22 protein-coding genes are annotated in these 23,310 nt (G+C 60.1%); 5 read left to right on the top strand and 17 right to left on the bottom strand.

Annotation, left to right across the window (positions count from 1 at the left end; genetic code table 11):
• Positions 1–120: 120 nt before the first annotated feature.
• Both ASH01S_RS02020 and ASH01S_RS02015 read right to left on the bottom strand, forming a co-directional pair.
• Complete coding sequence (locus ASH01S_RS02020; protein ID WP_169794166.1) at positions 121–1,344, bottom strand: glycosyltransferase family 2 protein; 1,224 nt, start codon at positions 1,342–1,344, stop codon at positions 121–123.
• Between the two features lie 34 nt (positions 1,345–1,378).
• Complete coding sequence (locus ASH01S_RS02015) at positions 1,379–2,359, bottom strand: aldo/keto reductase (RefSeq protein ID WP_067922648.1); 981 nt, start codon at positions 2,357–2,359, stop codon at positions 1,379–1,381.
• 123 nt (positions 2,360–2,482) lie between these two features.
• Here ASH01S_RS02015 and ASH01S_RS02010 point away from each other — a divergent pair, with 123 nt between their 5' ends.
• The 4 genes from ASH01S_RS02010 to ASH01S_RS01995 all read left to right on the top strand — a co-directional run bounded on the left by ASH01S_RS02010 (position 2,483) and on the right by ASH01S_RS01995 (position 6,120).
• Complete coding sequence (locus tag ASH01S_RS02010; protein ID WP_157066943.1) at positions 2,483–2,956, top strand: hypothetical protein; 474 nt, start codon at positions 2,483–2,485, stop codon at positions 2,954–2,956.
• Between the two features lie 166 nt (positions 2,957–3,122).
• Entirely contained in the window at positions 3,123–4,277 is a 1,155-nt protein-coding gene (locus ASH01S_RS02005; protein ID WP_067922642.1) for an XRE family transcriptional regulator, read from the top strand.
• Entirely contained in the window at positions 4,274–5,350 is a 1,077-nt protein-coding gene (locus ASH01S_RS02000) for an extracellular solute-binding protein (protein WP_067922639.1), read from the top strand. Before ASH01S_RS02005 ends, ASH01S_RS02000 begins: the two co-directional genes overlap by 4 nt.
• On the top strand, positions 5,347–6,120 hold the full coding sequence (locus ASH01S_RS01995) for an ABC transporter permease (protein WP_067922636.1): 774 nt from the start codon (positions 5,347–5,349) through the stop codon (positions 6,118–6,120). Before ASH01S_RS02000 ends, ASH01S_RS01995 begins: the two co-directional genes overlap by 4 nt.
• 31 nt (positions 6,121–6,151) lie before the next feature.
• Here the strand turns inward: ASH01S_RS01995 and ASH01S_RS01990 are convergent, their stop codons facing one another.
• Genes ASH01S_RS01990 through ASH01S_RS01980 form a run of 3 tightly spaced genes read right to left on the bottom strand, consistent with a single transcriptional unit; the run spans position 6,152 to position 10,037 of the window.
• Positions 6,152–7,285 (bottom strand): multicopper oxidase family protein, encoded by a 1,134-nt coding sequence (locus ASH01S_RS01990; protein ID WP_067922633.1) that lies wholly within the window; start codon positions 7,283–7,285, stop codon positions 6,152–6,154.
• A complete protein-coding gene (locus tag ASH01S_RS01985) occupies positions 7,282–8,433 on the bottom strand; it encodes a multicopper oxidase family protein (RefSeq protein WP_067922630.1) in 1,152 nt (383 codons plus the stop codon). The genes ASH01S_RS01990 and ASH01S_RS01985 overlap by 4 nt, the downstream gene beginning before the upstream one ends.
• 23 nt (positions 8,434–8,456) lie before the next feature.
• Positions 8,457–10,037 (bottom strand): phospholipase C, encoded by a 1,581-nt coding sequence (locus tag ASH01S_RS01980; protein WP_174520711.1) that lies wholly within the window; start codon positions 10,035–10,037, stop codon positions 8,457–8,459.
• Positions 10,038–10,390: 353 nt separating this feature from the next.
• Here ASH01S_RS01980 and ASH01S_RS01975 point away from each other — a divergent pair, with 353 nt between their 5' ends.
• The gene (locus ASH01S_RS01975) at positions 10,391–11,236 is read left to right on the top strand and encodes a hypothetical protein (protein ID WP_174520710.1); all 846 of its coding nucleotides are present in this window, start codon (positions 10,391–10,393) and stop codon (positions 11,234–11,236) included.
• A 73-nt stretch (positions 11,237–11,309) separates the two neighbouring features.
• On the opposite strand, the gene ASH01S_RS01970 is transcribed toward ASH01S_RS01975, so the two are convergent.
• From ASH01S_RS01970 to ASH01S_RS01915, 12 genes are all read right to left on the bottom strand, one after another.
• Positions 11,310–12,128 carry an ABC transporter permease gene (locus ASH01S_RS01970; protein ID WP_067922621.1) on the bottom strand — a complete coding sequence of 273 codons (819 nt, stop codon included), beginning with the start codon at positions 12,126–12,128 and terminating at the stop codon, positions 11,310–11,312.
• Positions 12,088–12,900, bottom strand: a complete 813-nt coding sequence (locus ASH01S_RS01965; protein ID WP_067922618.1) for an ATP-binding cassette domain-containing protein — start codon at positions 12,898–12,900, stop codon at positions 12,088–12,090. The genes ASH01S_RS01970 and ASH01S_RS01965 overlap by 41 nt, the downstream gene beginning before the upstream one ends.
• Positions 12,872–13,402: a MarR family winged helix-turn-helix transcriptional regulator gene (locus tag ASH01S_RS01960; RefSeq protein WP_067922615.1), complete on the bottom strand. Its 531-nt coding sequence runs from the start codon at positions 13,400–13,402 to the stop codon at positions 12,872–12,874. The genes ASH01S_RS01965 and ASH01S_RS01960 overlap by 29 nt, the downstream gene beginning before the upstream one ends.
• A 175-nt stretch (positions 13,403–13,577) precedes the next feature.
• Complete coding sequence (locus ASH01S_RS01955; RefSeq protein WP_067922612.1) at positions 13,578–14,564, bottom strand: Gfo/Idh/MocA family protein; 987 nt, start codon at positions 14,562–14,564, stop codon at positions 13,578–13,580.
• Between the two features lie 20 nt (positions 14,565–14,584).
• Positions 14,585–15,571 carry a Gfo/Idh/MocA family protein gene (locus tag ASH01S_RS01950; RefSeq protein ID WP_067922609.1) on the bottom strand — a complete coding sequence of 329 codons (987 nt, stop codon included), beginning with the start codon at positions 15,569–15,571 and terminating at the stop codon, positions 14,585–14,587.
• 62 nt (positions 15,572–15,633) lie between these two features.
• Positions 15,634–16,716, bottom strand: a complete 1,083-nt coding sequence (locus ASH01S_RS01945) for an ROK family protein (RefSeq protein ID WP_169794165.1) — start codon at positions 16,714–16,716, stop codon at positions 15,634–15,636.
• Between the two features lie 99 nt (positions 16,717–16,815).
• On the bottom strand, positions 16,816–17,817 hold the full coding sequence (locus tag ASH01S_RS01940) for an N-acetylglucosamine kinase (protein ID WP_067922603.1): 1,002 nt from the start codon (positions 17,815–17,817) through the stop codon (positions 16,816–16,818).
• Positions 17,818–17,821: 4 nt separating this feature from the next.
• Positions 17,822–18,829, bottom strand: a complete 1,008-nt coding sequence (locus ASH01S_RS01935; protein ID WP_083516734.1) for an N-acetylglucosamine kinase — start codon at positions 18,827–18,829, stop codon at positions 17,822–17,824.
• A gap of 18 nt (positions 18,830–18,847) precedes the next feature.
• Positions 18,848–20,161, bottom strand: coding sequence for a 6-phospho-beta-glucosidase (locus ASH01S_RS01930; RefSeq protein ID WP_067922600.1), 1,314 nt, complete (start codon positions 20,159–20,161; stop codon positions 18,848–18,850).
• A gap of 89 nt (positions 20,162–20,250) precedes the next feature.
• Positions 20,251–21,408 (bottom strand): GNAT family N-acetyltransferase, encoded by a 1,158-nt coding sequence (locus ASH01S_RS01925; protein ID WP_067922598.1) that lies wholly within the window; start codon positions 21,406–21,408, stop codon positions 20,251–20,253.
• A gap of 23 nt (positions 21,409–21,431) precedes the next feature.
• Complete coding sequence (locus ASH01S_RS01920; protein WP_067922595.1) at positions 21,432–22,349, bottom strand: carbohydrate ABC transporter permease; 918 nt, start codon at positions 22,347–22,349, stop codon at positions 21,432–21,434.
• Positions 22,350–22,366: 17 nt separating this feature from the next.
• A complete protein-coding gene (locus ASH01S_RS01915) occupies positions 22,367–23,263 on the bottom strand; it encodes a carbohydrate ABC transporter permease (protein WP_067922592.1) in 897 nt (298 codons plus the stop codon).
• Between the last annotated feature and the right edge of the window lie 47 nt (positions 23,264–23,310).

The raw sequence follows: 23,310 nt of genomic DNA, 5'->3' as shown, positions 1-23,310 counted from the left end.
TTATCTGATTAGGTGAATCAATTTGTCAAATGGGATTGGGCCGAGGAGCGGGCCGGCGTTCGGCCCGCCGCTCCGGCGCGGCGCGGACTCAGGCGCACCTGAGGCGGTGCAGGAGATGCATCAGAGGCCGCGACGCAGTTCCGCCAGGGGGTACAAGGTGCCGCGCCACAAGAGGCCTCCGCGACGCAGCGCCTGCCAGGCGGATCGGACAAACGTGTAGATGAACAGGCACAACGTGACCGGCAGCACGAGGAACTGGTGCAGCGGGAAACGCAAAAACCGGTTGACCATGAAGTATAAGAGAAACATGATAACGAGCGCCCCCACCCCGGCGAGGCGCCACCAGCCGGGCGCGAGCAGCGCGCACGCAAAAGGGCCGTCGTACAGAAGCAGGAGCGGGATCAGACTGGCCACCAGCTTTCCCACCGAGTAATGGAAAGCTGCCAACGGACTCTTCTCCAGGCCCTTGACCATATCCCTCAGACTCGGATACCACTCAATCTGCATGAATTGGTCAGCGAGCGCAAACTGCTGGCGGCCGTGCACCCGCTTTACCAGGCGTCCCAACTGGATATCGTCATCGGGTCGCAAGGCGAGCGCCCGATGGCCGCCCATGCGCTGGTAGACCGACTTGCGCACCAAATTGAACGCTCCAATGCCGGCGTACGCCCGCGACTTGGCGCGATGGGCCATGTGCGGACGCTTGAACAAGACCAAATTGTAGGCGAACAGCGCGGTCAGCGCGCGCAGCCAATAACCGCGGGCGACAACACGCGGAGCCACGGTCAGGTGGTCGAGTGCCTGGCGGCCGACGTATTCCATGGTCCGTGCCAGCGCATCCGGCGCAAAGCACACATCCGCGTCCGCAAACAGCAACCATGACCCGGCCGCTGCCTCGGCTCCCTTTTGCAGGGCGTAGTTTTTGCCCAGCCAGCCGACCGGCAGCTGGGCGATGTGCAGCACACGAAATCCCGGATGAGATTGCGCGAACGCGTCAGCGAGGGCCCCGGTGGCGTCCTCCGAACGGTCGTCCACCACAATCACCTCAAATTCCGAGTACGTCTGCTCCGCCCACGCGGCAAGCGTCATCGGCAGGCGTTCCTGCTCGTTGCGCGCCGGGATGATGACACTGACCTGCACACGCTCGCTTGCACCCGCGCCGACCGATGGGCGCGCGCCCGCCGGGTCCGTTTGGGAGCCGACGCCCGCTGCGCCTGCGTCTGCCCGCCCTGTCCCCGCCTTCGGCAGCCACGGCACGCGCAGTAAGTCGAACACGTTGAACAGGGCGATGCCCACCCATGCTGCACAGACAACAAGCGACAGCCCCGGCCACCACCAATTCACGCGATTCCCCTCCGCCGTCTCCAAAGTTGCTGTTTCATTGAAAGCCAAGTACCGGGTGTGGAACATAGGGTTCCTCGAGGCGGGCGATTTCCTCCTCGGTCAGGTGCAGGTCCAGTGCCGCCACCGCATCCTCCAGGTGGTGCATCTTGGTTGCCCCGACAATCGGGGCGGTCACCTGCTTTTTCTGCAACACCCAGGCCAACGCCACCTGCGCCCGCGACACGCCACGCGCCTCGGCCACCTCCTTGACCCGGGCGACAATCTGCCTGTCCACCTCCTCCATGGCGGTATACAAGGTCTGTCCAAACCTATCCGTCTGCGAGCGGCGCGTAGTCTCCTCCCAGTCCCGCGTCAGGCGTCCGCGGGCCAAGGGGCTCCAGGGAATGACACCGATGCCTTCCGCCTCGCACAGCGGCAGCATTTCGCGCTCTTCTTCGCGGTAAAGCAGGTTGAGGTAGTTCTGCATCGACACAAAGCGCGTCCAGCCATGTTGGTCGGCGACCGCGAGAGCTTTCATGAACTGCCACGCATACATCGAAGAGGCGCCGATGTAGCGGGCCTTGCCCGCCTTGACCACATCGTGCAGAGCTTCCATCGTCTCCTCAATCGGAGTGGTGTAATCCCAACGGTGGATCTGATACAAATCCACATAATCGGTGCCGAGCCGACGCAAGCTGTTGTCAATCTCCTCCATAATCGCCTTGCGTGACAATCCAGCGCCGTTGGGGCCACTGTGCATCCGCCCGTGCACTTTCGTCGCCAAAACCACTTCGTCCCGCCGGGCGAAGTCCTTCAAGGCGCGGCCGACAATCTCCTCGCTGGTGCCGTCCGAATAGACGTTCGCCGTGTCGAAAAAGTTGATGCCCAACTCCAGCGCCCGCTTGATGAAGGGGCGCGCCTCCCGCTCGTCCAGCACCCACGGGTGATTCCCCCGCTCGGGGACGCCATAGCTCATGCAGCCGAGGCAAATCCGTGACACCTCGAGGCCGGTGCGGCCAAGCTTCACGTATTCCATGTGCCCACCCTCTTTCTGTTCAAGATATCTTAAATGGTAACACAACCGCCCGCTGCCTTTGACAGTTCGGACCACCCTGCAGTGTGTAATTGTGGTACGCTTAACGCAGAATGGTCGGCAGAGGTGTTACAGTTGCAGATGGAGTTGACCCCGGAACAGTACCGTCACTTGGTCACACTGATGTTTCTCGGTGAGTGGATGGTGAATGGCCTGCCGCCCGAACGGCGTCCCCAGGGTCTGCAGGAGACGGCGGACCACGTGTACGCCCTTGCGGAGCAGTTTGGCTGCGGCGACTGGATAAAGTATTGCGAGGATTGTGGCGCCTATCACGCCAATCAGGCGATGGAAGATGCGTTGCTGCCCATCGTCGACGAATACGACGAAGAGACGTTTTGGGATGTGCTCTCCCACCACCTGGCGTACCGCGACGTGATGCTGGGCGCGGACGCCGACGCGGAGCTCACACCGGCCCTGGAGATGCGCTTATGGCGGCGCAAAGAGCAGTACCAGCAGGAGTTTGACAAGCACGGCCTGGATCACGTCCGAATGGTCTTTCCCGGCGGAAAAGACGGCCGGCACGGCAAAAACGGCAAGTGACAGGAAGATTGTGGTTCCAAGAATCGCGGCACCGGCCCAGCGTCCGTGCGGCCGTGACGGACCCGCGCGGAAAGTGGTTGACGTTGGGGCCGTCTCGGTATATTGTGATTGTCAAATATACTTTCTGAATGTATATTATTTTTTCCATGCAAGGGAGGCCGCCCGTGTGAAGTTCCCCAACCGCGTGCGCGAGGTCCGAATGCAACGGGGCCTATCCCGTGAACACCTGGCCAAAGCCGCGGGTATCACGCGCCAGAGCGTCGGTCTGATTGAGGCAGGGAAGGTCAGCCCGAACACGGTTACCGCTCTGCGCTTGGCGAGCGCGCTGGGCGAGACGGTGGAGACTCTGTTCGCAGATCCCGAGACGTCGGTAGACGCCTACTGGTCGTCCGCCGCCTCGCCTTCCCCGGCAGCGACGCCGCAGCGAGCCTACCTGGCTGCCATCGACGGGCGCTGGGTGGCCCGACCGGCCCTGGCCGACACCGTCCCTCCCGCCGCTCCGGTGCACGGCGTCGTCCAGACGATTGACACTGAGCGCCGCCAGGCGCGCCTCTCACTGCTGGCCCCCTTGGCTGAAGCGCGCAAGACTGTATTCATCTCCGGGTGCGATCCAGCCCTCGGCCTGCTCGGCGAGTACACGCGTGTCGTCGCCAGGGGGCACCGCGGGGTCTGGTTCAACGTCAGCAACCGGCAGGCAGTGGTGGAACTGGCAGCCGGCACCACGCACGTGGCCGCCGCGCACGTTCCAGACGAACCGGCCCTCTGGCAGAGTGTCCGAGAGGCGCTGGCCATACCTTCCGCCGCAGGTCAGTCGGTGGAGTGGCTATCGGAGCTGCGGCCGATTCGCCTGGCGGGGGCGGAGTTGGGTTGGGTGATGCGATCCGATGTCCGCCCGGGATTTGCCGGTGCGGCAAGCCTCAGGCAGCAGCGCTGGCGCCTGGTCAATCGCGAGCCTGGGTCAGGCGCGCGGGCTGTCTTGGACGCGGAGCTGGCCAGGGCCGAGGTGGCGCCGCAGCAGGTGAACGGGTACCACACGGTGGTGCACAGCCACCTGGCGGTGGCGGCGGCGGTGAGGGACAACCTGGCGGACGTGGGCGTGGCGCACGCGGCTGCCGCTCGCTTCTTTGGCCTCGCCTTCACCCCGATTCAAGAAGAGGTGTGCTTCCTGCTCATCCACCCTCGGCACATCCAAACGGACGCGGTGCAGGCGCTGCTGGAGGCGCTGCAGTCGGACAAGTTCCGCAGCGAACTCTCCGCCTTTGGCCCATACGACGTCACGGGGCTGGGCACAGGTCTCACAACGGAGGAGAAGCAGAGATGAATCCGATTCGCTTTTGGTGCGCCGGCATTGGCTTGGCGCTCGTGCTGAGCCTCGCCGGCTGCGGCACAACCACCTCGAACAGCCAGAACGGCGCTGCGAGCGCCCAATCGGGGGCCGCATCGTCGGGGAATCAAACCGCCAGCAACGCGGCCAAGCCGACCTCGGCCGCCCAGAAGCTGTCCGTGCTATACGCCGGATCGATGACCGACCTGATGGAGCACACCATCGGACCGGACGTCAAGCAGCGATTGCGCCTGGACCTGCAGGGCGAAGGCAAGGGCTCCGCGGCCTTGGCGCAGATGATAAAGTCCGGCATCTCCACGCCGGATGTGTTCATCAGCGCCTCGCCCTCGGTCAACGACAACCTGCTCATGGGCAGCAAGAACCACAACCTGGTTCGCTGGTACCTGGAGTTTGCGCGCGATCAGCTGGTCATCGCGTACTCGCCGAAAAGCCGCTTCGCGGACCAACTGAAGCAGGCGGCGGCCGGCAAGACCCCGTGGTGGCAGGTGCTGGAGCAACCCGGGTTCCGCTTCGGCCGGACGGATCCGAAACTGGACCCGAAAGGGGTCTACACGCTGATGCTGTTCCAGTTGGCCGCACGCTACTACCACCAGCCGGAATTGTCCAAGAAGGTTCTGGGCGGGGACGAGAACCCCAAGCAAGTGTTTCCCGAGGAGTCGCTCCTGGCTCAGTTGACCAGCGGCCAGATTGACGCCATCGTCGCCTACCGGCACGAAGCGGTCGAATGGAAGGTCCCCTACATCTCCCTCCCGGACGCCATCAACCTGGGCGATCCGGCCGAGGCGAAGACCTACGCTAAGGCGGTGTACAAGCCCTCTGGCGGCCCGGCGCAGTACGGCAGCCCGATTGTGTTCACCGCCACCGTCCCGACCGTGGCCAAGAACCCTGCCGCGGGGGCCCAGTTTATCCGTTACCTGACCGTGGGCCACGGGAAAACCTTGCTCCAGAAGGACGGATTTGTGCCGATGCAGCTCAAGTTTGTCGGCAGCCGCCAGGCAGTGCCTGCGGCCCTGAAAGGAATTGTCGGAGGAGCGAAGCAGGGCGGATGAAGTCTGGACGTCTGCTCCCCAGCCTTCTGACGGCGGCTGCGCTGCTGCCGTTCCTCTACATCGCGGCTCCGCTGGTGCATATGTTCAGCATTCTCTCGCCGCGTGCGGCCGTGGCGCAGCTGGCCAGTCCCGAGCTGGCCAGCGCCGCGGCCGCTTCTGCGGCGGGCGCCCTGATGACGACCGCGGCGGCGGTGGTGTTCGGCCTGCCGGCGGCGTACCTATTGTCGCTGCGGCCGTTTTTCGGCCGCCGCCTGCTCGAGGCGCTGCTCCTGCTGCCGCTGCTCCTGCCGCCGGTGGTCGGCGGCATCGGGCAGCTTTTCCTATACGGTCCGATGACGCCGATTGGCGCCTGGTTTGGTGCACACCACGCGCCGCTCACCAACTCGATTCTCGGAGTCTTCCTGGCCCAGTCGTACATCACCAGTCCGTACCTGATTCTGACGGCCAAAGCCGGGTTCGAAGACGTACCTCGGGAACTGGCCGAGGTCACCCGCACCTTGGGCGGCAACCTGTGGAGCGTGTTCTGGCACATCAGCCTGCCTCTGGCGCGCCCGGCCATCCTGTCCGGGATGCTGCTGACGTTTGCCCGCTCCATCGGCGAATTTGGCGCGACCATGATTGTCGCCTATCACCCGTACACCCTGCCGGTCGAGGTATGGGTGCAGTTTACCGCGGGCGGCGTTGCGGCGGTGGTGCCCATAGTGACGCTGATAACCCTGTTTGCACTGGTGGTGGGGCTTTTGGTTTCGGCTTGGCGAGGGCGCGTTTAATCCGCCTGCCGAGGACGGTCGAACGCCGGCCTCATCGGAGCACGCGCACGAAGGTGGTCAGGCCCCCCATGCCTTCCACCGCGTCGCCCGGATTCATCATGTGATCAAGAATGTGGCAATGCAGCATCCAGGTCCCCGGATGATTGGCGACGAACTCGATGTCGGCCGTCTCCTCCGGTGCCAGGTTGACCACGTTCATCGGCCTCGGTTTGGGCAGCGGGCGCCCGTCCTCGGCCACCAGCCAGAACGTGTACCCGTGTAGGTGCATCGCGTGGTAGCAATCCGGACTGTTGTTGACAAACCGCAGCCGCACCCGCTCGCCGCGGCGCACGGTGAGCTCCGGCGCCAGCGGGTACGGTTTGCCATCAAGCAGGAAGACGTTGTCCATCGTCGCCTGGTCGACCGTGAACGAGCCAATCTCAAACAGGGCATCCACCCTGTCCTGTGGCTGCCCGCCCGCCTGATCCACCTGCAGCACCCCATGCAGACCGCGGTCAATCTGCGTCTCCATGTCGGTGCCGCTGCAGTACAGGTGCGTCCCGACCATGTCTTTCGTCACCGTGAACTGGTATGTGAAGGACGATCCCGGTGTCACAGCCCACTGGCTGGTCCCACCCATGCGCTCCACACCGGCGGGCACGGACAGCCCGGGGAAACGCAGCGTGGTCGGCACCGGCAGGTGGTTACGCAGCACAATCTTCACCTTCTCGCCTACCTGGACCCGTATCAAGGGACCGGGCACCTGTCCGTTGTACCCCCAAGCCTTCACGTTCTTCTTGAGGTACAGGTGCCAGGTGACCGGCTCTGCCGTCAGCGTGAAACGCACGGCCCCGTCCGCCAGCCGCTGTCCGCGCATGGGACGCTCTTCCATCAGGTCGCGGGCAACCGCCTGCTGCTTGCGAATGGCCGCCTGCGACAAGGCGTCTTGTCCCGCGTCCGCTACACCGGGCAGGGTAAATTCAGGCTGGCCCTGCCCGCCTGGGGATGCCGCGGCCTGAGTTGCCCCAGCAGCTGGCTGGCTCGCGGCGGCAGGCGTGGACGCTGTGCCGCCGGAGGCAAACGGGTTGGGTGCACACCCCATCACCCCCACCGTCAGGGCCGCGGCCACACCCCACATGGCCGCCGCCGAGCGGACGGTTCTGACCCACGCCTGAATTGTCCTCATTCCACGCGCACCTTCATCTCCGCCCCGCCCAACCCCTGGGTATCGGGGTTCTCCAGGTTGGCCGCCAGGGTGTCGCGCAGCAGCCAGGTGCCTTGGCGGTTCGCCGTGAACTCCACATCCGCGGTCTCGCTGGGAGCGAGCGAGACCACGGCCATCGACTGCGGATCTGGCTGAGGTTGCCCGTCCTCGGAAACCAGCGTCAAGTCGTAGCCGTCCAGGGTGATGGCGTGGTACGATTCGGCGCTGGCGTTGACCAGCCGCAGGCGCACCCGCTGCCCCTTGCGCAGGTGGAGCGTGGGCGCCAGCGGATACGCCTGGCCGTTGACCGTGAACAGGTTTTCGTCATCCATGCCGTCCACCTTGAACGCACCAAACATCACCAGCGCGTCCACGTCGGCTTTCGGTTGGGTGTCGGCCGCGCCGCGGCCGTCCACCACTATCGGCCCGTACATGCCCATGTCCACCTGCAAGTCGTCATCGACGTGGCTGTGATACCAGTGCGTGCCCACCATCTGCGACGTGATGGTGAACGTGTACGTGAAGGACGCGCCTGGCCGAATCGCCGGCGTCGGCATCCCCGGGACGCCATCCATGGCGTTCGGTACAGCCAGGCCGTGCCAGTGCAGCGTGGTGTCCTCGGGCAGGTGGTTCCGCACCACAATCTGCACCCGGTCGCCCACCTGGACGCGGATGAGCGGCCCCGGCACCTGGCCGTTCAACGCCCAAGCCTGCACCGTCCGGCCGGGCGTGGCAGGCCACCGCACGGGCGCTGCGGTGAGGACAAAGCGCTTCGTGCCGTCCGGCAGGACCTGGGGCTTGAGCGCCTGTTCGTGCAGGGTCCCATCCGCCAGGGCACCCGCCTGTCCCTGCCCGACCGCCGGTGCCCCGTCCGGCGTGGCGTCGGCCGCCACGTCTGTGGCAGCGTCCGTCGGCTTGGCCGCAGGCCACGCCGCGGTCGTGGCTGGTGTCTGCGTGGCAGCATGCGCCGGCAACAACCACCCCCCCAGCACGGTGGCGGCCGCACCTACGGCCGCCGCCGCGAGCCCGAGCCGCCACCCTGACCAAAAGCGCTGGGGCGGTTGCTCATCCCCCCGCATGACAAGCGGTGTGTCCGAGGCGCCGCGTGTTTTCAGCCTCTTGCCGTTCATTGGTCAACCCCCCGGCGCGGGCTTCAGCGCGTGCCGCCCGACGTGGCGGACGCAGCGTTGGAGAACGGACCGGCCGGCTGCCGGACCCCCGCATCGTGGTAGAGTGACTTGAGATAGGCCGCAATCTGCTTCCTTGCCTCTCCCGCGCTCTCCGGCTCGCCGGTGGCTGGGTTGAGGTACAGCGGTTTGGCCTGCGGTTTCTGGAAGTTGAACATGTTGTCAATGGACCCCGCCAGCGCGTCCATCGACTGGTCGCCGATGCGGCCCAAGCGCCAGTTGTCCTCGATGAAGCGAAGAACGGACGCCTGGTCGGTGACGCTGTGGTCGACAAAGTTCACCTTGGCGTAGGGCGAGATGACCAGAAGCGGCAGACGCGGGCCGTAACCCGCCCGGTCCAGGTAGGCGCTGGGCTTTGGGGTGCCCGCCTTGCCCGGACCGTCGAGAGCATCGGCGTCCGGATCGTCAGAAGGATTGACCAGCGGACCCATCACATGGTCATACCAGCCGTCCGAGTCGTCGTAACTGATGATGATGGCCGTATCCTTCCAGGTTGGTAGCTGCTCCAGGTGGTTGATGATGTTGGCAAGGAAGGTTTGTTCGTCCAACGGATCGGAATAGCCGGCGTGGCCGTCCTGATACGCCGGCGCCTTGAGAAAACTGACGGCCGGCAGGTGGCCGCTGTCCGCCGCAGACCAAAAATCGGTCAGGTCGTACTGGTGATTAGCTTGGTCGGTGTAGCCAATCTTGGCGATGGACGAAGGCGGCAGGTGGTTGGGATTGGCAGTGGACTTGTAGTACTGGAACGGCTCGTGGTGCGGGATGTAGTCGGTTGACGCGCTGCCCGCCACGTTGTCGTGCTGCTCCTTGCTGTTGCGGAAGCCGCCCTCAAACCAGCCCCAGGTAATGTGCTTCTCGTTCAGCAGATCGCCGATGTTCTTGCCGCTCATGGCCACCGTCTGCCCGCTCGAGGTCTTGTCGTAATACGGATCGATATCGCTGTAGAGAGTGCCGTTGTTCAGCTTGCCGGCCACCACGTTGCCCGGAACCGGCTTGCCGCCGCTGCTGACACTGGCGGTATACGCGGTGGCTCCGTGTGTCTGTCCGGAGACGAGGTTGAGCGCCCCCGGGGTGGACGGGCCGAAGGTGGTGCCGAACGAGTTGTCGCTCATCGCGTAATGCTGCGCCAGGTTCCACAGGGCGGTGACGGTGTTGCCGTCGTAGTAGTCCATGACGATGTCGTTGCCGTGTCCCGTGCCTTGCACGAAGTTGTCCATGAGGCCACCGTCGAACGCCTTTTGCTCGCTGGTGTAACCGTGGTCCATGTCGGCGGTGACAGCCTGCGAGCGGTCGAGCCGCTGGGGGTTGACGCCATTGGGATTGTGGGTCAAAAGCGGCGTGTTCAGCCCGTTGACGCTGGGCGTGTCCTTGGCCGGCGTGAACTTGGGCTCGCCGGGCGGGTTCTTCGCGTTGGGATAGGTGCCGAAGTAGTGATCGAACGACACGTTCTCCTGAAAGATCACCACGACGTGCTTGATTGGCGTCGTCGTAGCAGGGGCCGCTGAGTGACCGTGCACCGCCTTGCCAGATCCGCCTGTCCCAGGCATGACGGCCTGAGCGTACGCCCAGCCACCGGCGCCCAGTGCCCCACCAAGGGCCGCGAGACCGGCCAGTACCGCCCACGGCCGCTGCAAGCGTGGCTGCATCATGCATCGCCTCCATCGGATTCTCCCAGGTATCGCTTTTGTGCAATTCGCAGTGTACCGGTGGAATGTTGGTGGTTTATGAACGCTGTTTGAAGATGCCGTAAATGCGGACGAGGCGCCCGTTCTCCCGCTGCCTGTCCCATATTTGAACGATCGTTCCAAAATTCACGGCGCCGGCAAACGGTCGCCCAGGAGCTGTTGACGATGCAGAGAATGCTAGCCGTCCTGTTGTCGATGTGATTGGCGCGACCTTCGTGTCGCCTTTGTTTCCGCTGTACGAGGAGCGTTATGGACTGAACGGCCTTGGGGTGACGGCGTTGTTCGTCGTCTACGCTGTGTTTTTACTGCCAACGCTGCTGATTGTGGGAAGCAAAGGCAGCGCCTGGGGGTTAAAGCGGGTGCTAAGAGTTAGCGTCGGCCTTTCGCTGCCGTCCACGCTTTTGTTTTTGTTCAGCAGCGAGGCATGGATGCTGTATTCCGCTAGTGACATCAGGGCCCCGTTCCTCTCGTTTGTCGCGCTGTCGGCGTTCGCCAACTTTACGCTGAACGGGATCGTCTTGTCCCTGGTCCCCTCCTATGTGAAGAATGTCATCCATACCTCCAACCTGTCGATTTCCGGCTTGCTAATCTTGCTGCTGCTCGGCGGTGCGGCCTTCGTACAGCTGATTCCCCGCCCGGCCCATCCTGTGGCGAAACTTTGCACCGGGGTCAGTCTGCTGTCGGTGGGGGCGTGGACAACGGTGACATCCGGCGAGGTGTCGAATATGGGGTTGCTCTGGATGGGGATGTTGTTCCAAACCTTCGGAAGCAGGCGGACGTTCCAGGCAGGCCTGCAGTTGGCGGGTGGGCTGGCCGGACCGCGGGAGCGCCCCCGAGTCATCTCCATGTTTTACTTCGCGGCTTACGCGGGGTTTGTTGTGCCGAGCGTGTGTGTCGGCATTCTTACCACCTTTTTGAGTCTGAACGCCTCACTCATGATCCTGAACGCGGCGGTTACCCTGCTGGTGCTGTACATCGTCGGGTACGCCCCCCGGTTCTGTTGCTTCTATGCACCGCAGCAGGTGGCGCGGACGGCGCGCGCCAGTCTCCGTCCCGAATGAGAAGGACGCATGAGCCGTTGCCGCTCCCAGCGGATGCGCTGGGAGCGCGCATCCGCTCAAGGGGACACATCCTTCACCCGGCCAACCGACGCGGAAACAAAATAGAGGCGAGCGTGAGCATCAGCGCCCCCGCACCGACGAGCACGGCCCAGTCCAACCACAGGTGGAAGCTGGTGCCGAGCAGCAGCCCGCGCAGGCCGTCGACCAGGTAGCTCATCGGATTGACGGTGGCCACCACGCGCAGCCAGGCCGGCATGATGTGAATCGGGTAGAGGGCATTCGAAGAAAAGAACAAGGGCATCGTGATGACCTGGCCGATGCCCATCATCCGCTCGCGCGTGCGCAGCAGCGCCGCCAACACCATCGACATCCCGGCGAAAAAGGCGGAACCTAAAACGAGCGTGACGAGCACCCCGATGAGATCCCAGCCCATGCGCAGGTGCACACCGACGATGAGGGCCAACAGCACCACGATGATGCCCTGCCCGACCGCGCGCACCGAGGCGCCGAGCATCTTGCCGAGAACCAGGGCGGACCGGCGCATGGGCGACGAGAGAAACTTTTGCAGGAGTCCCATGTCCCGCTCCCAGATGATGGCGATTCCGTAAAAAATGGAGATGAACGTGATGGACTGCGACAGAATGCCCGGGGTCAGGAACGCCATGTAGCTGACGCCCCCCGTCGGAATCGCGCGCAGGCGCCCGAAAGCTTGGCCAAACACAAGCAGCCACAGGGCCGGCTGCACCGCCCGCATCAACAGCTCGGACGGATCCTGGCGGAGTTTGCGCACCTCCAGCTCCACCACGGTCATCGCGTGCACAACGTACAGCCACACCGCCCGCAAGCGCGAATCAGCCCAGTCGGCGCGCGGTGCGACGGCTTCTTGAGACATCGCGCATGCCTCCTCCCTGGGGCTCAAACGCGCCCGCAAAGTGGACAAAGATGTCATCCAGGGTGGCGTCGGACTGGCCCATCTGGGCGCGCAGTTCCGCCACGGATCCCAGAGCGGCCACCTGGCCGCGGCTCATGATGGCGATGCGCCCGCACAGCTGCTCCGCTTCCTCCATGTAGTGCGTGGTGAGGAGGATGGTCATACCGTGTTCCCGGCGCAGTTGCTCAATGTGGTCCCAGACGCCCTTGCGTGCGACCGGATCGAGCCCGACCGTGGGTTCATCTAGGAACAGGACACGCGGACGGTGGAGAATCGCCTGTCCGATTTCCAGCCTGCGAATCATGCCCCCCGAGTACGTGCGCACGCGCCGCTGGGCCGCGTCCTCCAGGCCTAGCATGGCCAGGGTTTGCGGGATGCGCTGGCGCCGCTCACGCCGCGTCAGGCCGAACAGTTTGGAAAAAATAAGAAGGTTTTCGTACCCTGTGAGCGACCCATCGACCGATAACGCCTGCGGCACATATCCGATGGAGGCGCGCACCCGCGTCGGCTGTACGGCCAGGTCCCAACCGGCGATCCGCACGCGCCCGGCGTCCGGCTTGAGCAGCGTGGTCAGCATCTTGATGGTGGTGGATTTGCCCGCGCCGTTGGGCCCGAGCAGGCCAAAGCACTCCCCCGCGGCGACAGTGAAGCTGACATCGTTCACAGCCCGCACTTCGCCGAACTGCTTGCACAGGTGCTCCACCTCAATGGCCAGATCTGAGGTCTGCGTCATCCGGCATTCCCTCCCTTGCCTCCAGGTTGTCTCCTGCTCTCTCCTCCCGCATCTGCGGAACCTCCCCCGAATCACGAACCGACTGTGCCAACTTTTCCATCAATTCCACCAACTGCTCCTGCTCGGAGGCCGTCAGACGGGCAAACGGCCGGGAAAGGCGGGTGAGCCATATCGATTCGACCTGGCGAACAACCTGTTGACCCAGCTCCGTCAGGTGAACCCGCTTCACCCGCGAATCCTCGGGCGCAAGCTCCCGCTGCACATAGCCAACCTTTTCGAGCCGATCCAGCATCTGCGACATGGTGCTGGGGCGCACGTCCAACCGCTCCGCCAGTTCTCCCACCGTGCACCCTGGATGCCGATACACGTGCCGGAGAATCATCCACTGAACGCGGGTGATGTTGAACCCGCCCTGGGCGAGCGAGCCCTTCCGCAGACTTCGGTTGACGACCTGGAGCGCTTCAAACAGCCGCTCCAAACGCGCATCGTCCGATGTTCCCATGGAGCGCCTCCTTTCCCGTACGGGAGCTGTGTCCCGCAGGCGGATTGTCATCCTCTGCTCTTATTATATTATATAGCGACACTAAATAAAAAATGGGCGCAAATGAGAAACTGTGCATGACGGCCGACAGCGACTGCCCGCCGTGGCGACGCGACGGGCAGCCGGATGTTCTCCGTCAAGACAAGGGCAGCTTAACCGGGCGTCCGGTTCGCGCCGACTCATAGGCTGCCAAGGCCACCTCTGTCGCTTTGAGCCCGTCTTCTCCTGTCACAAGCGGAGCGGCGTCGTTGTAGATGCTCTCAATAAAACTGTTCAGCATCTGCTCGTCAGGGTCATCCCCCCACATGATGTGCTTCACAGTCCCTGCCTCATCATCGTAACGGACAAGATTCTGGGCAAGGGCATCGACCGTGAGGGCGCCTGCGGTTCCAATCAGGCGAAGGGTCACGTCACCCCAGGTTGGAAACGTTTTGGGCCGCGACCAACTGGGATCATGTGCAGCAATCACACCGTTTTCGAACGACATCGTCAGCAGTCCGCAATCGTCCACGCTGCGAGCAGAAAATCTTGTCCCGACCTCGGCGTATACTTCACGCACCTCGCTGCCGGTGTACCAGCGCATAATATCTATCACGTGGACGGTGTGATCGAGAACCGCTCCACCACCGGACAGAGCTGGATCTACAAACCAGCCTCCCGGATTTTGTCCCCGATTCGTGCCATTGATAGCCATCAGCTGGCCAAGCTTGCCCTGGTCGACTTGATGCTTCACTCGCTGCACGGGCGTGCTGAAGCGAATAGGAAAGGCAATTTGAAACTTCACGGAAGCTTCGTTGCACGCGGCAACCATGCGCCTTCCGTCTTCCATCGAGGTCGCAATCGGCTTTTCACACAACACATGCTTCCCCGCCTCAGCGGCAGCCACAACCATTTCCGCGTGACGGGCGTTTTCGCTGCAGATGACGACGGCCTCCACGTCGGGCTGATTCAAGACAGCTTGATAGTCAGGCACGAAGCGCGCTCCGTATTTCTCGGCTGCCGAGCTTCCGCGTTCCTCGTTTTCATCCGCCACAAACGCCAATTCTATGTCCTTTCTCCTGCTGAGAATCGCAGCGTAGCTGTATGCATGCATATGCGCAAAGCTGAATATTGCCACCTTCATCGGTAATTCCCCCTAACGCGCTAGTTTAGAGTCACAACCTGGCCTGTTTGGGCAGATTCGACCGCTGCCAGACTGATCTCCAGCGCCTTGATGGCGTCTTCCGGTCTGACAATCGGTTCCTTGTTTTCACGAATGCACTCGATAAAATGGGCCAGTTCCGTGTGATACGGCGTGCGGGCGAGTGGACTTTCCGGTACTGCCACGGCGGGTGAATCATGGGTGGTCTCCCGCAGGCTGATACGGATGGCTGCGCTTTGTTCGCTGCGATGCGTGAGCAGCCCAGATGCTCCTGCCACTTCAATCTCGGTAGAGAATCCGGAAGGCACAGCCCATGTACCCTCCACATGCGCAATCACGCCGGTCTCAAAGCGCAAGCTGGCAAAAGCGTGTTCCATCAGCACGCCTTCGGTATGCCTGATGGTCTTGGCGTATACCCGTTTCACTTCCCCAAAACACCAGCGGAAAAAGTCGAAATCGTGGATCATAAGGTCCACAAGCACAGACCCGCTGGCATCTGGATTGGCGTACCAATCATTCCATCCCCGGGGATAAGAACCGCCTCGGTAGGCACGGGCCGTTCCGACAGCACCGACGGCGCCGTCTTGAATCAGGCGATGAATGGTTTGGTATTCTGGAAAGAATCTCACAACCTGTCCGACAAACAGTCGAACCCCTGCCTCTCGACAGACATCCACACACTCGTGGGCATCAGTCAGATTCGTACACAATGGCTTTTCACTAATGATATGCTTGCCCAGCTCTGCGGCCCGAACAATGAGCTCCTTGTGATAAGGGGTGGGAACACAAATATCCACGATGTCCGCCTCGACGTTTGCCAACGCTTCATGCAGATCTGCGTAGGCGCGGACCCCCACTTCATCGGCGAGCAACTTGGCCGCATCTGGCCGGATGTCGACAACGCCGGTCAGTTCGACATCCACCATTTGCGCATACGCCCGTGCGTGCGTAGCCCCCATGGTGCCGGCGCCAATCACGATAACCTTCATGTTCCTTATCCCTCCATCTCCAGGTTCATCCACGCCTTCGCTCACGTCTGCAACCCTGGGCATCACGCCGATACCCGAAACAGCTGCAACAGACAGAGAGAGGCGCTACCAACCAGACCTGCATTGGTGCCCAGCGAAGACCTGCGGAACGTGACCGTTTCACCGAACCTGGGCAGGGTGACTCGCCGAGCGGCGCGTTCCACCTCGTCGAAGAAAAACGCATCACACCCCAGCACAACACTTCCACCCAAGACAACGGTATCTACGTTCAGCACATTGATTTGGTTGCCTATGGCCGTTCCTATGCGACGGGCGCCTTCAACCAGCACTCCAATCGCGTTCTCATCTCCCCGGTTGGCCTGCCTTGTCAGGTCTGCCACCTCTCGAACGCTGCCACTCCCGGATATGTTCCAGTAATCCCTCAACAGGGCTGGTCCCGCAGCCACCGCCTCTAGGCAGCCTCTCCCGCCGCATGCACACCTTGGACCGTCCGGCATGACCACAATGTGTCCAAATTCCCCGGCCAGCCCGTGGGTCCCTGAAAACAGCTCGCCGTCCAAGATAAGCCCGCAGCCAATCCCAGTGTCTACGGAAACGTACATCATGTTTTGGACACTCACGTCGCGATACGATCCGTGTCGGAACTCTCCCGAAGCCGCTGCATTGGAGTCGTTTTCCACGACAACCATTTCCGAGATATCGCTTTCCAATCGAGCTTTTAAGTCAAAATCTATCCATCCCAGATTATCAGCCTGGAGCACACGACCTGTCGGCGTTATCAATCCTGGAGACGCCACACCAATCCCGAGAACGGGCCACTTTTGAAATGTGCAGGTATCCTGCAAATCGTTCAGGGCCCGAATCAATTGCCGGTAGAGTTCCTCGCCCTGAAGGGTGCTGTCTGTCCGATACACCTTGGATAATACAGGTTCGAGCGAGAGGTCGATCACCGCCACGGCAAGACCGTCAGAGCCGAGATCCGCACTCAGAAAATAGCCGCCAGTAGGATTCACCTCTAAGAGGACTTGGGGCCTGCCAATTCGAGTCTCCGCATCCCGTCCGCGTTCACGAATGAACTTGCGGGCCTGTAATTCCGCTGTAATCACGGACACGGTGCTTGGGGCCAATCCCGTACGTTCAACCAAACTTGTTCTCGAAAGCGGCCCCTCTTCGTGGAGGGTCCTGAATATCAGACCCATGTTCGCGTCGCGGAGCTGCGTATGATTTCTGACTTCCAACCGGCGTCATCCCCCTGCTATCCCAGAAGAAGTGATGGAGCGAATGACCAAGCTCTCGAGATGGCTGCGTGACAGAGCCGAAACCTCGCCAAGTCGTGAATGACGCGCCTTGGCCAATTCAATCGCCCGCATGAGGGCGCCAAAGGCGGGTGGACGATTGAGGGTAACCAATGTATCACAGGGGAGATATATTTGTAACTTATCTTGCATAAAACGGTATGCTTCAAATATCCCTCCGGCGAGAACCACCCGACCTCCGAGCTTGTCAGCCAATAAGCGCCGAACCGCGTATACAAGTTGAGCATAAGCCTCTACAGCACCGGATACAATTGCGCCCGCAACACCATCTTCCTCGGCGATTTCCAGGACTTTTCCTGCAAACCCAGCCACAGTGGACACCGATTTCCCATCTTCATACAGCGAGTTGACCAATTCAATGGGATGGTCAACGCCAAAATGAGCGGCCACCTGCCGCCAGAGCATCGTCTCTGGACCCCTGCCCTCAAATGCACGAATGGCGGCTGCAATACCCTGTCGGCCAATGTCGAAGGCACTGCCTTCGTCGCCTACGAGACTCCCATAACCCCCAGCTCGCGCTACAGCCCCGTCGGCTCGTTCGCCGACTGCGATGGAACCCGTGCCACCGATGACCGCCACGCCGACGCGTCCCAGAATTCCGGCCGACAAGGCCGCGAAAGCATCGTTGGTCACCTCAAGGGCTACATTGGGAAAGTATCTCCTTAACTCATGCCGCATGGCATCGGCCTGCCTGTTTGTGTCCACGCCGGACAGGCACGCCGACATAGCCACGACCTCAGCCATGTCACCGCCGACAGTCGCAATTCCCTGCCGCAACAGGTCTACAATGCAGTCGCGGGCCCGCGCCAATCCAACGAGACTGATACGAGTCGGCTCCCCGTCAACCATGATGGCTTGTCTGCTGCCTGCCGCATAGACTATCACTCGTGTCGTAGTTCCGCCCCCATCCACTCCCACGAACAGTTGCACGTCCCTACACCTCTGTCTCTCGACGTTCCCCGCTGGAGATCGAGTTGCCTCGAAAGGGCACCCAGTTCAAAGCGACGCTCTCAGGTAGATGCACGCCTTTATCATCCAGTGCCAACCACACGGCACCACATACAGGAGCGACCTTTGGCAGCACCCGCGTATACCTCCAACCCTTGCCTTGCAGCGTTTCGTCAAGGGCGGACAAGAGAATGGGGTGTCTCCCTCTTTGCAAGACACTTCCAATCAGAACCAAGCGAAATGGTTGCACAAGATTACCCAGTCGGGTTGCCACTGAATGGGCGGCCAACCCCAGCTCCTTCCCGGTCTTCCACAGTAAATGTTCGGCCAGTTTGTCTCCGTCGTCTGCCGTTTGATGGACGAGAACGGCCAGATCCCGCGGGATTGGGGTTCCCGGATGATCGAGATAGTAATCCAACATGGCGGGAACATCAGAAAAGCCGAGATAGTCTGGCACACGCTGCGCCAGCAACGAAGGCTCCTCACGGCCCTCCCACGAACGGATAGCCATCCGAAACGCCTGCCTGGCAAGATCGCCGCCGCCAGCCCAATCTCCAAACAGATAACCAAATCCACCGGTCTGAACCTCAACCCCGTACTCGTTTCGCCCAGCCGCATTGGTTCCCGAGCCACAAACCACGACGACACCTGTATTGCTGGGACTGCCGCAACGCAGTCCAATCATGGTGTCGCAGACCACGCGCCAGGAGGGAATCGGCAGTGTGCTCAAAGCCGGCTGCAAAATGGCATGGTCCGTTGGGCGATCCGCCCCTGCCAAGCCATAAACGGCATGGCAGATGTCCCTTGGCTTCACGCCGGCCGACTCCATCGCCATACTGATGGACTCGCGGATATTCGCCAGCGCGGCCTGAATCCCGATGGTTTGGTGATTACTTCCGCCTGTACATCCCCATCCGACTAGATTTCCCTGCTCATCCACGATGATGGATTCGGTCTTGCTGCCACCGCCATCCACCCCTAGGAAATAACGCAAGACTGGTCCTCCTTGTCGTCACTTAAACTGTGGCAGGTAGGCCTCGTTCGCTGCCAAGATTTCATGAAGCAGCTTCTTCGCCACGGAAACCGACGGGATCAACGGGTGCACTGTCAGTGCTTCTAAGGCGGCCAGTCTGTCCCCATGAACTGCCGCCTCCACAGTGAGGCTTTCATAAGCCTTGACAACCTGCAAGAGCCCGCGGGCGCTCCCGCTCAATTCCGCGGTTGGCTGTAACGGATAGGCACCGTCCCTGCCGATGACACAATTCACCTCTATGCTGACGTCAGGGGGCAAAAAGGGGATCGTGTGTCCATTGCGGACATTGACCGTCTGAATGTCCCGGGTGTTGTTGTACATCGATGTCATCAGACGAACGGCTGCCTCTGAATAGTAAGCTCCTCCTCTCTGCTCCAGCTGCTTCGGTTTGACGGCCAAATTGACGTCCCGATACAGCTCAAACAGTTCGGCCTCGACCCGTTTTACAACCTCCGCTCTTGTTCCCACCGTCCTGGCCGACTCGAGTTGCTCTTCCAACATTTGATCCGTCATATAGTAGTACCTCAGGTATCCGCAAGGCACTGCATGCAGAGCATTCAGCAAGTCTCGATCCCATCGAAGATCCGGAATATTTTTCGGAGTCATATCTGCCGCACCCACGTACTTGTCCAAGAAACTGTCGGTGATATCGTCACCGTCGAGAAAGATACGTGTTGTCCAATTCAAATGGTTGATTCCAACCATTTCGGTCTGTATGCGGGATTCATCCACGCTGAGCGCTTTGGCAATGCTCATTCGCATACCGATGGGCAAATTGCAGAGTCCCACACACTTCACGTTGCTGTATTTCAGCACGGCTTCCGTTACCAAACCTGCAGGGTTGGTGAAGTTAAACAACACTGCGTTTGGGGAAAGTTCCTCAATATCCTTGCAGATATCAAGGATGACCGGAATCGTTCGCAGGGCTTTGGCAAACCCTCCGGCGCCGGTGGTTTCCTGACCGATGCAGCCGTACTTCAGCGGGATGCGTTCGTCTCTGGCCCGGGCATCCAACAGCCCCACACGCAGTTGTGTCACCACATAGTCGGCTCCGGCAATGGCCTCCCGTCGATTGAGGGTGAGATGAACCTTGATGGGTACAGCCGCTTTTTCCACCATCCGTTTGGCCAAGGAGCCGACAATGTCCAGCTTCTCCCGACCAGCCTCAATGTCGACCAACCAGACTTCACGTACGGGGAGAATGTCCACATTGCGGATAAGACCTTCCATCAATTCCGGTGTGTATGAAGAGCCTCCACCTATCACCGCAATCTTTATCCCTCTGGAAGCCATACATGCATCCCCCCTGGTTTCAAATGTCACCTTTCAGCCAATCCATCGTGCTTCCCTCAGGGTATCAAGAGGCTGCTTGTAAACAGCTGTTAGAAATAATCGGTGGGCCATAAAATACCCGACTGCTTGGGGAACAACAGCCGCACAGTCGGTGGCGCATCGGCAGGAGCCCCATTCATGATCATGTCCACCAAGCCAGCCGCGCCCAGCCGGATGAACTCGGTGTACTCGATGCCGGTTCCCGGAGCCACGACGTCCACACCGGTTGGTCCAGCAATGAGCAGAACGTATGCGTCAGGGCACTGCAACAGCAGGTGCTCAGTTCCGGTCATCTTCTGTTGAACGCGGCATGACAGCACCGGTCGCAAACGCCGTATCAGCCGAAAGCTATCCAGTGTCTTCCACATCGGGGATGCGGTTTGCGGTGCGATGCCAGACGCCGTAAGTTGCACGGCCCATGCGTGATCAAGAGGCAACGTGAGCTTCACCTCAGACACGGACGAATGACTATGAAGTGCGGTTGCCAAAAGGCCCTTCGACACTTCTTCATACCCTGGTAGATAACAGACTTCTGTGACCTCCATGGTATGGGTTGAACTCACACGCACCCGCAAGTAGGCTACGACACCCGTACCATTATCGACAACCCACGTGTCATCCGGCAGCCAATGGAGTGCGTCCTGCCAATACGTCAGCGTGCGAATTCGCGCTTGAGTCCGTCCTTCGATCCATTTGTTATAAATATCCATCAGCGCGGGCAGGTCGCCCATTTGGAAGCGCCGGCAAGCGAGCGACTGTTCTCCGCCAAACCTTTGCAGGTGTTCACGTGCAACCCGCCAATGCAGGGTCGTCGCCGAGCCCCAGCCGAGCCTTTCATAGAAAGCGTGGATGCCCGTAAACAACAGAGACACATGAAAACCATGCGCACGCATCCAATCCGATTGGGCCGTCAGGATGGTTCCAGCCAAGCCCATGCCTCGATACTGGGGTAATGTTGCCACATTTCCAATACCCCCCACTTTCAATCGAACCGAGTCAATCGCTGTCTCATACGGAAAAATCTGCACCGCAGCCGCCAGAGCCCCATCCACATAGGCAGCCCATGTCGTCTCATAATCGTAGGTTGAATCGTAGTCCAGCCGACGCTGAAAAAATGCACGTTCCTCAGGAAATACTTGGGCCCATAGATCATAACACGCTTCCAATTGAAGGCGATTGTGAATGGGAGAAATCCGTACCGACGGCAAATCCGGTTTTCCTCCTTTCCGAATTACCCTTTTATCCCGCCAGCGGTGAGGCCATTGACGATATATCGGTAAAGAAACATGGCAATGATGACGGGCGGTAAGGACCCAACGAAGCCACCCGCAGTCATCAGCCCCCAGTCCATTCCATGCTTGCCTACGAATTCAGCAATCGCTATTGGCAGAGTCTTCGAAGCGTATGTCTGGGTAAACGCATTGGCAATCACATATTCATCCCAGGCGTTGAGCAGTGTAAAGATAGCCGTTGCCGCAATCCCTGGTACAGATAACGGCAAGATGACGCGAAACATCGCCCTCCATCGGCCACATCCGTCTACAAACGCAGCCTCCTCCAAGTCTTTTGAGATTGTTTGGAAGTAGCCCGCCAAGAGCCAGATGACAAATGGCAGCGAAAATGTCGTATAGGCAATGACCAAGGACCAGACAGAATCCAGTAATGAACCAGTCTGCCATGTGATATGGGTAAACGGAATAGTGATGGACACCCCGTTCCTCATCATGATGTACAGCGGAACCAGAATACTGATGGAAGGTAAGATCTGCATGGCGAGAATGCCAAACAACATCGACATGCGAAACGGAAAACGGACTCGCGCAAACGCGTATGCCGCCAGGATGCCAAAGATCATTGAGAGAACGGTCGTGCACGCGGCGACTTCCACACTGTTCCGCATGGCAGCAATGTAATTGGCAGATCCCTGTCCCGTCAGCAGATTGACATAGTTACTCAACGTTGGATGGTGAGGGAGCAGTTTTCCGCTCAACAAGTCGGGCGTGATCGATATGGATGACGTGAACAGATAGACAAACGGGGCGAGGGTAAAAATCAGAAGCAGCATCAGACCCAACCACAACCAGAACTTCGGAACCAATTCACTGGGTCTGGGTTCAAACAATCTCTTGCGAACCGCCGACACGGCCATTTGGACCCCCCCTGAACTTACGCTTGGTCAAGGTTTTTCTTCAGAACCCGGATATAAATCACAATCAAGATTAAGATGAAAATGGTGCTAATCCAGGCCATGGCTGATGCCTTGCCAAGATAGAAATATCGAAAAGCGTAGTTAAATGTAAGATAGGTGATGGAGGTCTGCGGATCTCCTGTAAATACAGTCAAAATATCGTAAACGCGGAAGGCCCCCATGATGCGCAAAACAATGGCCACGAGGATCGACGGCATAAGCTGCGGAATGGTAACATGAATCAGTTTGTTCCAAAAACCAGCCCCATCGATAGCTACCGCTTCATACAGTTCTTCCGGAATTGCCTGCATTCCAGCCAGCAAGATCAAAGTCATAAACGGTGTCATCTTCCATATATCAGCCACCGAGACGAAGTTCATGATGCTGGACGAATTTGCCAACCATACAGGATTCTGTTGGGGAGACAAAATATGAAGGCCATGCAGCAGAACGGTGAAGAGCCCAAAACCAGGCTGATAGATCCAGTCCCACAGCAGACCATTCACCAGGGTAAGCAGAGCCCATGGAATAATAATGATGGCACGAAAGAACGTTCGCCCGCGAAAATGCTGATTGAGCAACAAGGCACTGAAAAACCCAAGCACTAATTCAAACAGTACGGTCAAGACCGTAAAATAGACAGTTCTTTGTGTAGCAAGCCAAAAGGCTACACTCGTCAACACATCTTTATAGTTTTGCCATCCAATAAACTGAACGGGTGAACCGTCCATCAGATTATAATGAAAAAAGCTCCAAACTGCAGATTGGTAGATAGGATATACAAAGATACGCAAGAGCACCAACACGGTCGGCAGAATGAGGAGGAGGGCAAATCCGACATCCTTGTGGCGCTGTGTTATATAGAATTTTTTCATGGTATTTACAGCCCCCAGGTTTCGGGAATGTGGGCGGCACAAATGTA

It is taken from the genome of Alicyclobacillus shizuokensis NBRC 103103 (genome assembly GCF_001552255.1).
Taxonomy (GTDB): domain Bacteria; phylum Bacillota; class Bacilli; order Alicyclobacillales; family Alicyclobacillaceae; genus Alicyclobacillus_G; species Alicyclobacillus_G shizuokensis.
The sequence above is the reverse complement of the archived record's forward strand: the minus strand, read 5'-3'. Positions and strand labels throughout refer to the sequence as shown.

What these genes read in the sequence shown, in the direction of transcription:
- ASH01S_RS01965 (WP_067922618.1), bottom strand. Translation starts at nt 12,900, where the DNA reads ATGACGCAGACCTCAGATCTGGCCATTGAGGTGGAGCACCTGTGCAAG.
- ASH01S_RS01980 (WP_174520711.1), bottom strand. Translation starts at nt 10,037, where the DNA reads ATGCCTGGGACAGGCGGATCTGGCAAGGCGGTGCACGGTCACTCAGCG.
- ASH01S_RS02015 (WP_067922648.1), bottom strand. Translation starts at nt 2,359, where the DNA reads ATGGAATACGTGAAGCTTGGCCGCACCGGCCTCGAGGTGTCACGGATT.
- ASH01S_RS01985 (WP_067922630.1), bottom strand. Translation starts at nt 8,433, where the DNA reads ATGAACGGCAAGAGGCTGAAAACACGCGGCGCCTCGGACACACCGCTT.
- ASH01S_RS01995 (WP_067922636.1), top strand. Translation starts at nt 5,347, where the DNA reads ATGAAGTCTGGACGTCTGCTCCCCAGCCTTCTGACGGCGGCTGCGCTG.
- ASH01S_RS01920 (WP_067922595.1), bottom strand. Translation starts at nt 22,349, where the DNA reads ATGGCCGTGTCGGCGGTTCGCAAGAGATTGTTTGAACCCAGACCCAGT.
- ASH01S_RS01955 (WP_067922612.1), bottom strand. Translation starts at nt 14,564, where the DNA reads ATGAAGGTGGCAATATTCAGCTTTGCGCATATGCATGCATACAGCTAC.
- ASH01S_RS01990 (WP_067922633.1), bottom strand. Translation starts at nt 7,285, where the DNA reads ATGAGGACAATTCAGGCGTGGGTCAGAACCGTCCGCTCGGCGGCGGCC.
- ASH01S_RS01970 (WP_067922621.1), bottom strand. Translation starts at nt 12,128, where the DNA reads ATGTCTCAAGAAGCCGTCGCACCGCGCGCCGACTGGGCTGATTCGCGC.
- ASH01S_RS01930 (WP_067922600.1), bottom strand. Translation starts at nt 20,161, where the DNA reads ATGGCTTCCAGAGGGATAAAGATTGCGGTGATAGGTGGAGGCTCTTCA.
- ASH01S_RS01950 (WP_067922609.1), bottom strand. Translation starts at nt 15,571, where the DNA reads ATGAAGGTTATCGTGATTGGCGCCGGCACCATGGGGGCTACGCACGCA.
- ASH01S_RS02000 (WP_067922639.1), top strand. Translation starts at nt 4,274, where the DNA reads ATGAATCCGATTCGCTTTTGGTGCGCCGGCATTGGCTTGGCGCTCGTG.
- ASH01S_RS01960 (WP_067922615.1), bottom strand. Translation starts at nt 13,402, where the DNA reads ATGGGAACATCGGACGATGCGCGTTTGGAGCGGCTGTTTGAAGCGCTC.
- ASH01S_RS01915 (WP_067922592.1), bottom strand. Translation starts at nt 23,263, where the DNA reads ATGAAAAAATTCTATATAACACAGCGCCACAAGGATGTCGGATTTGCC.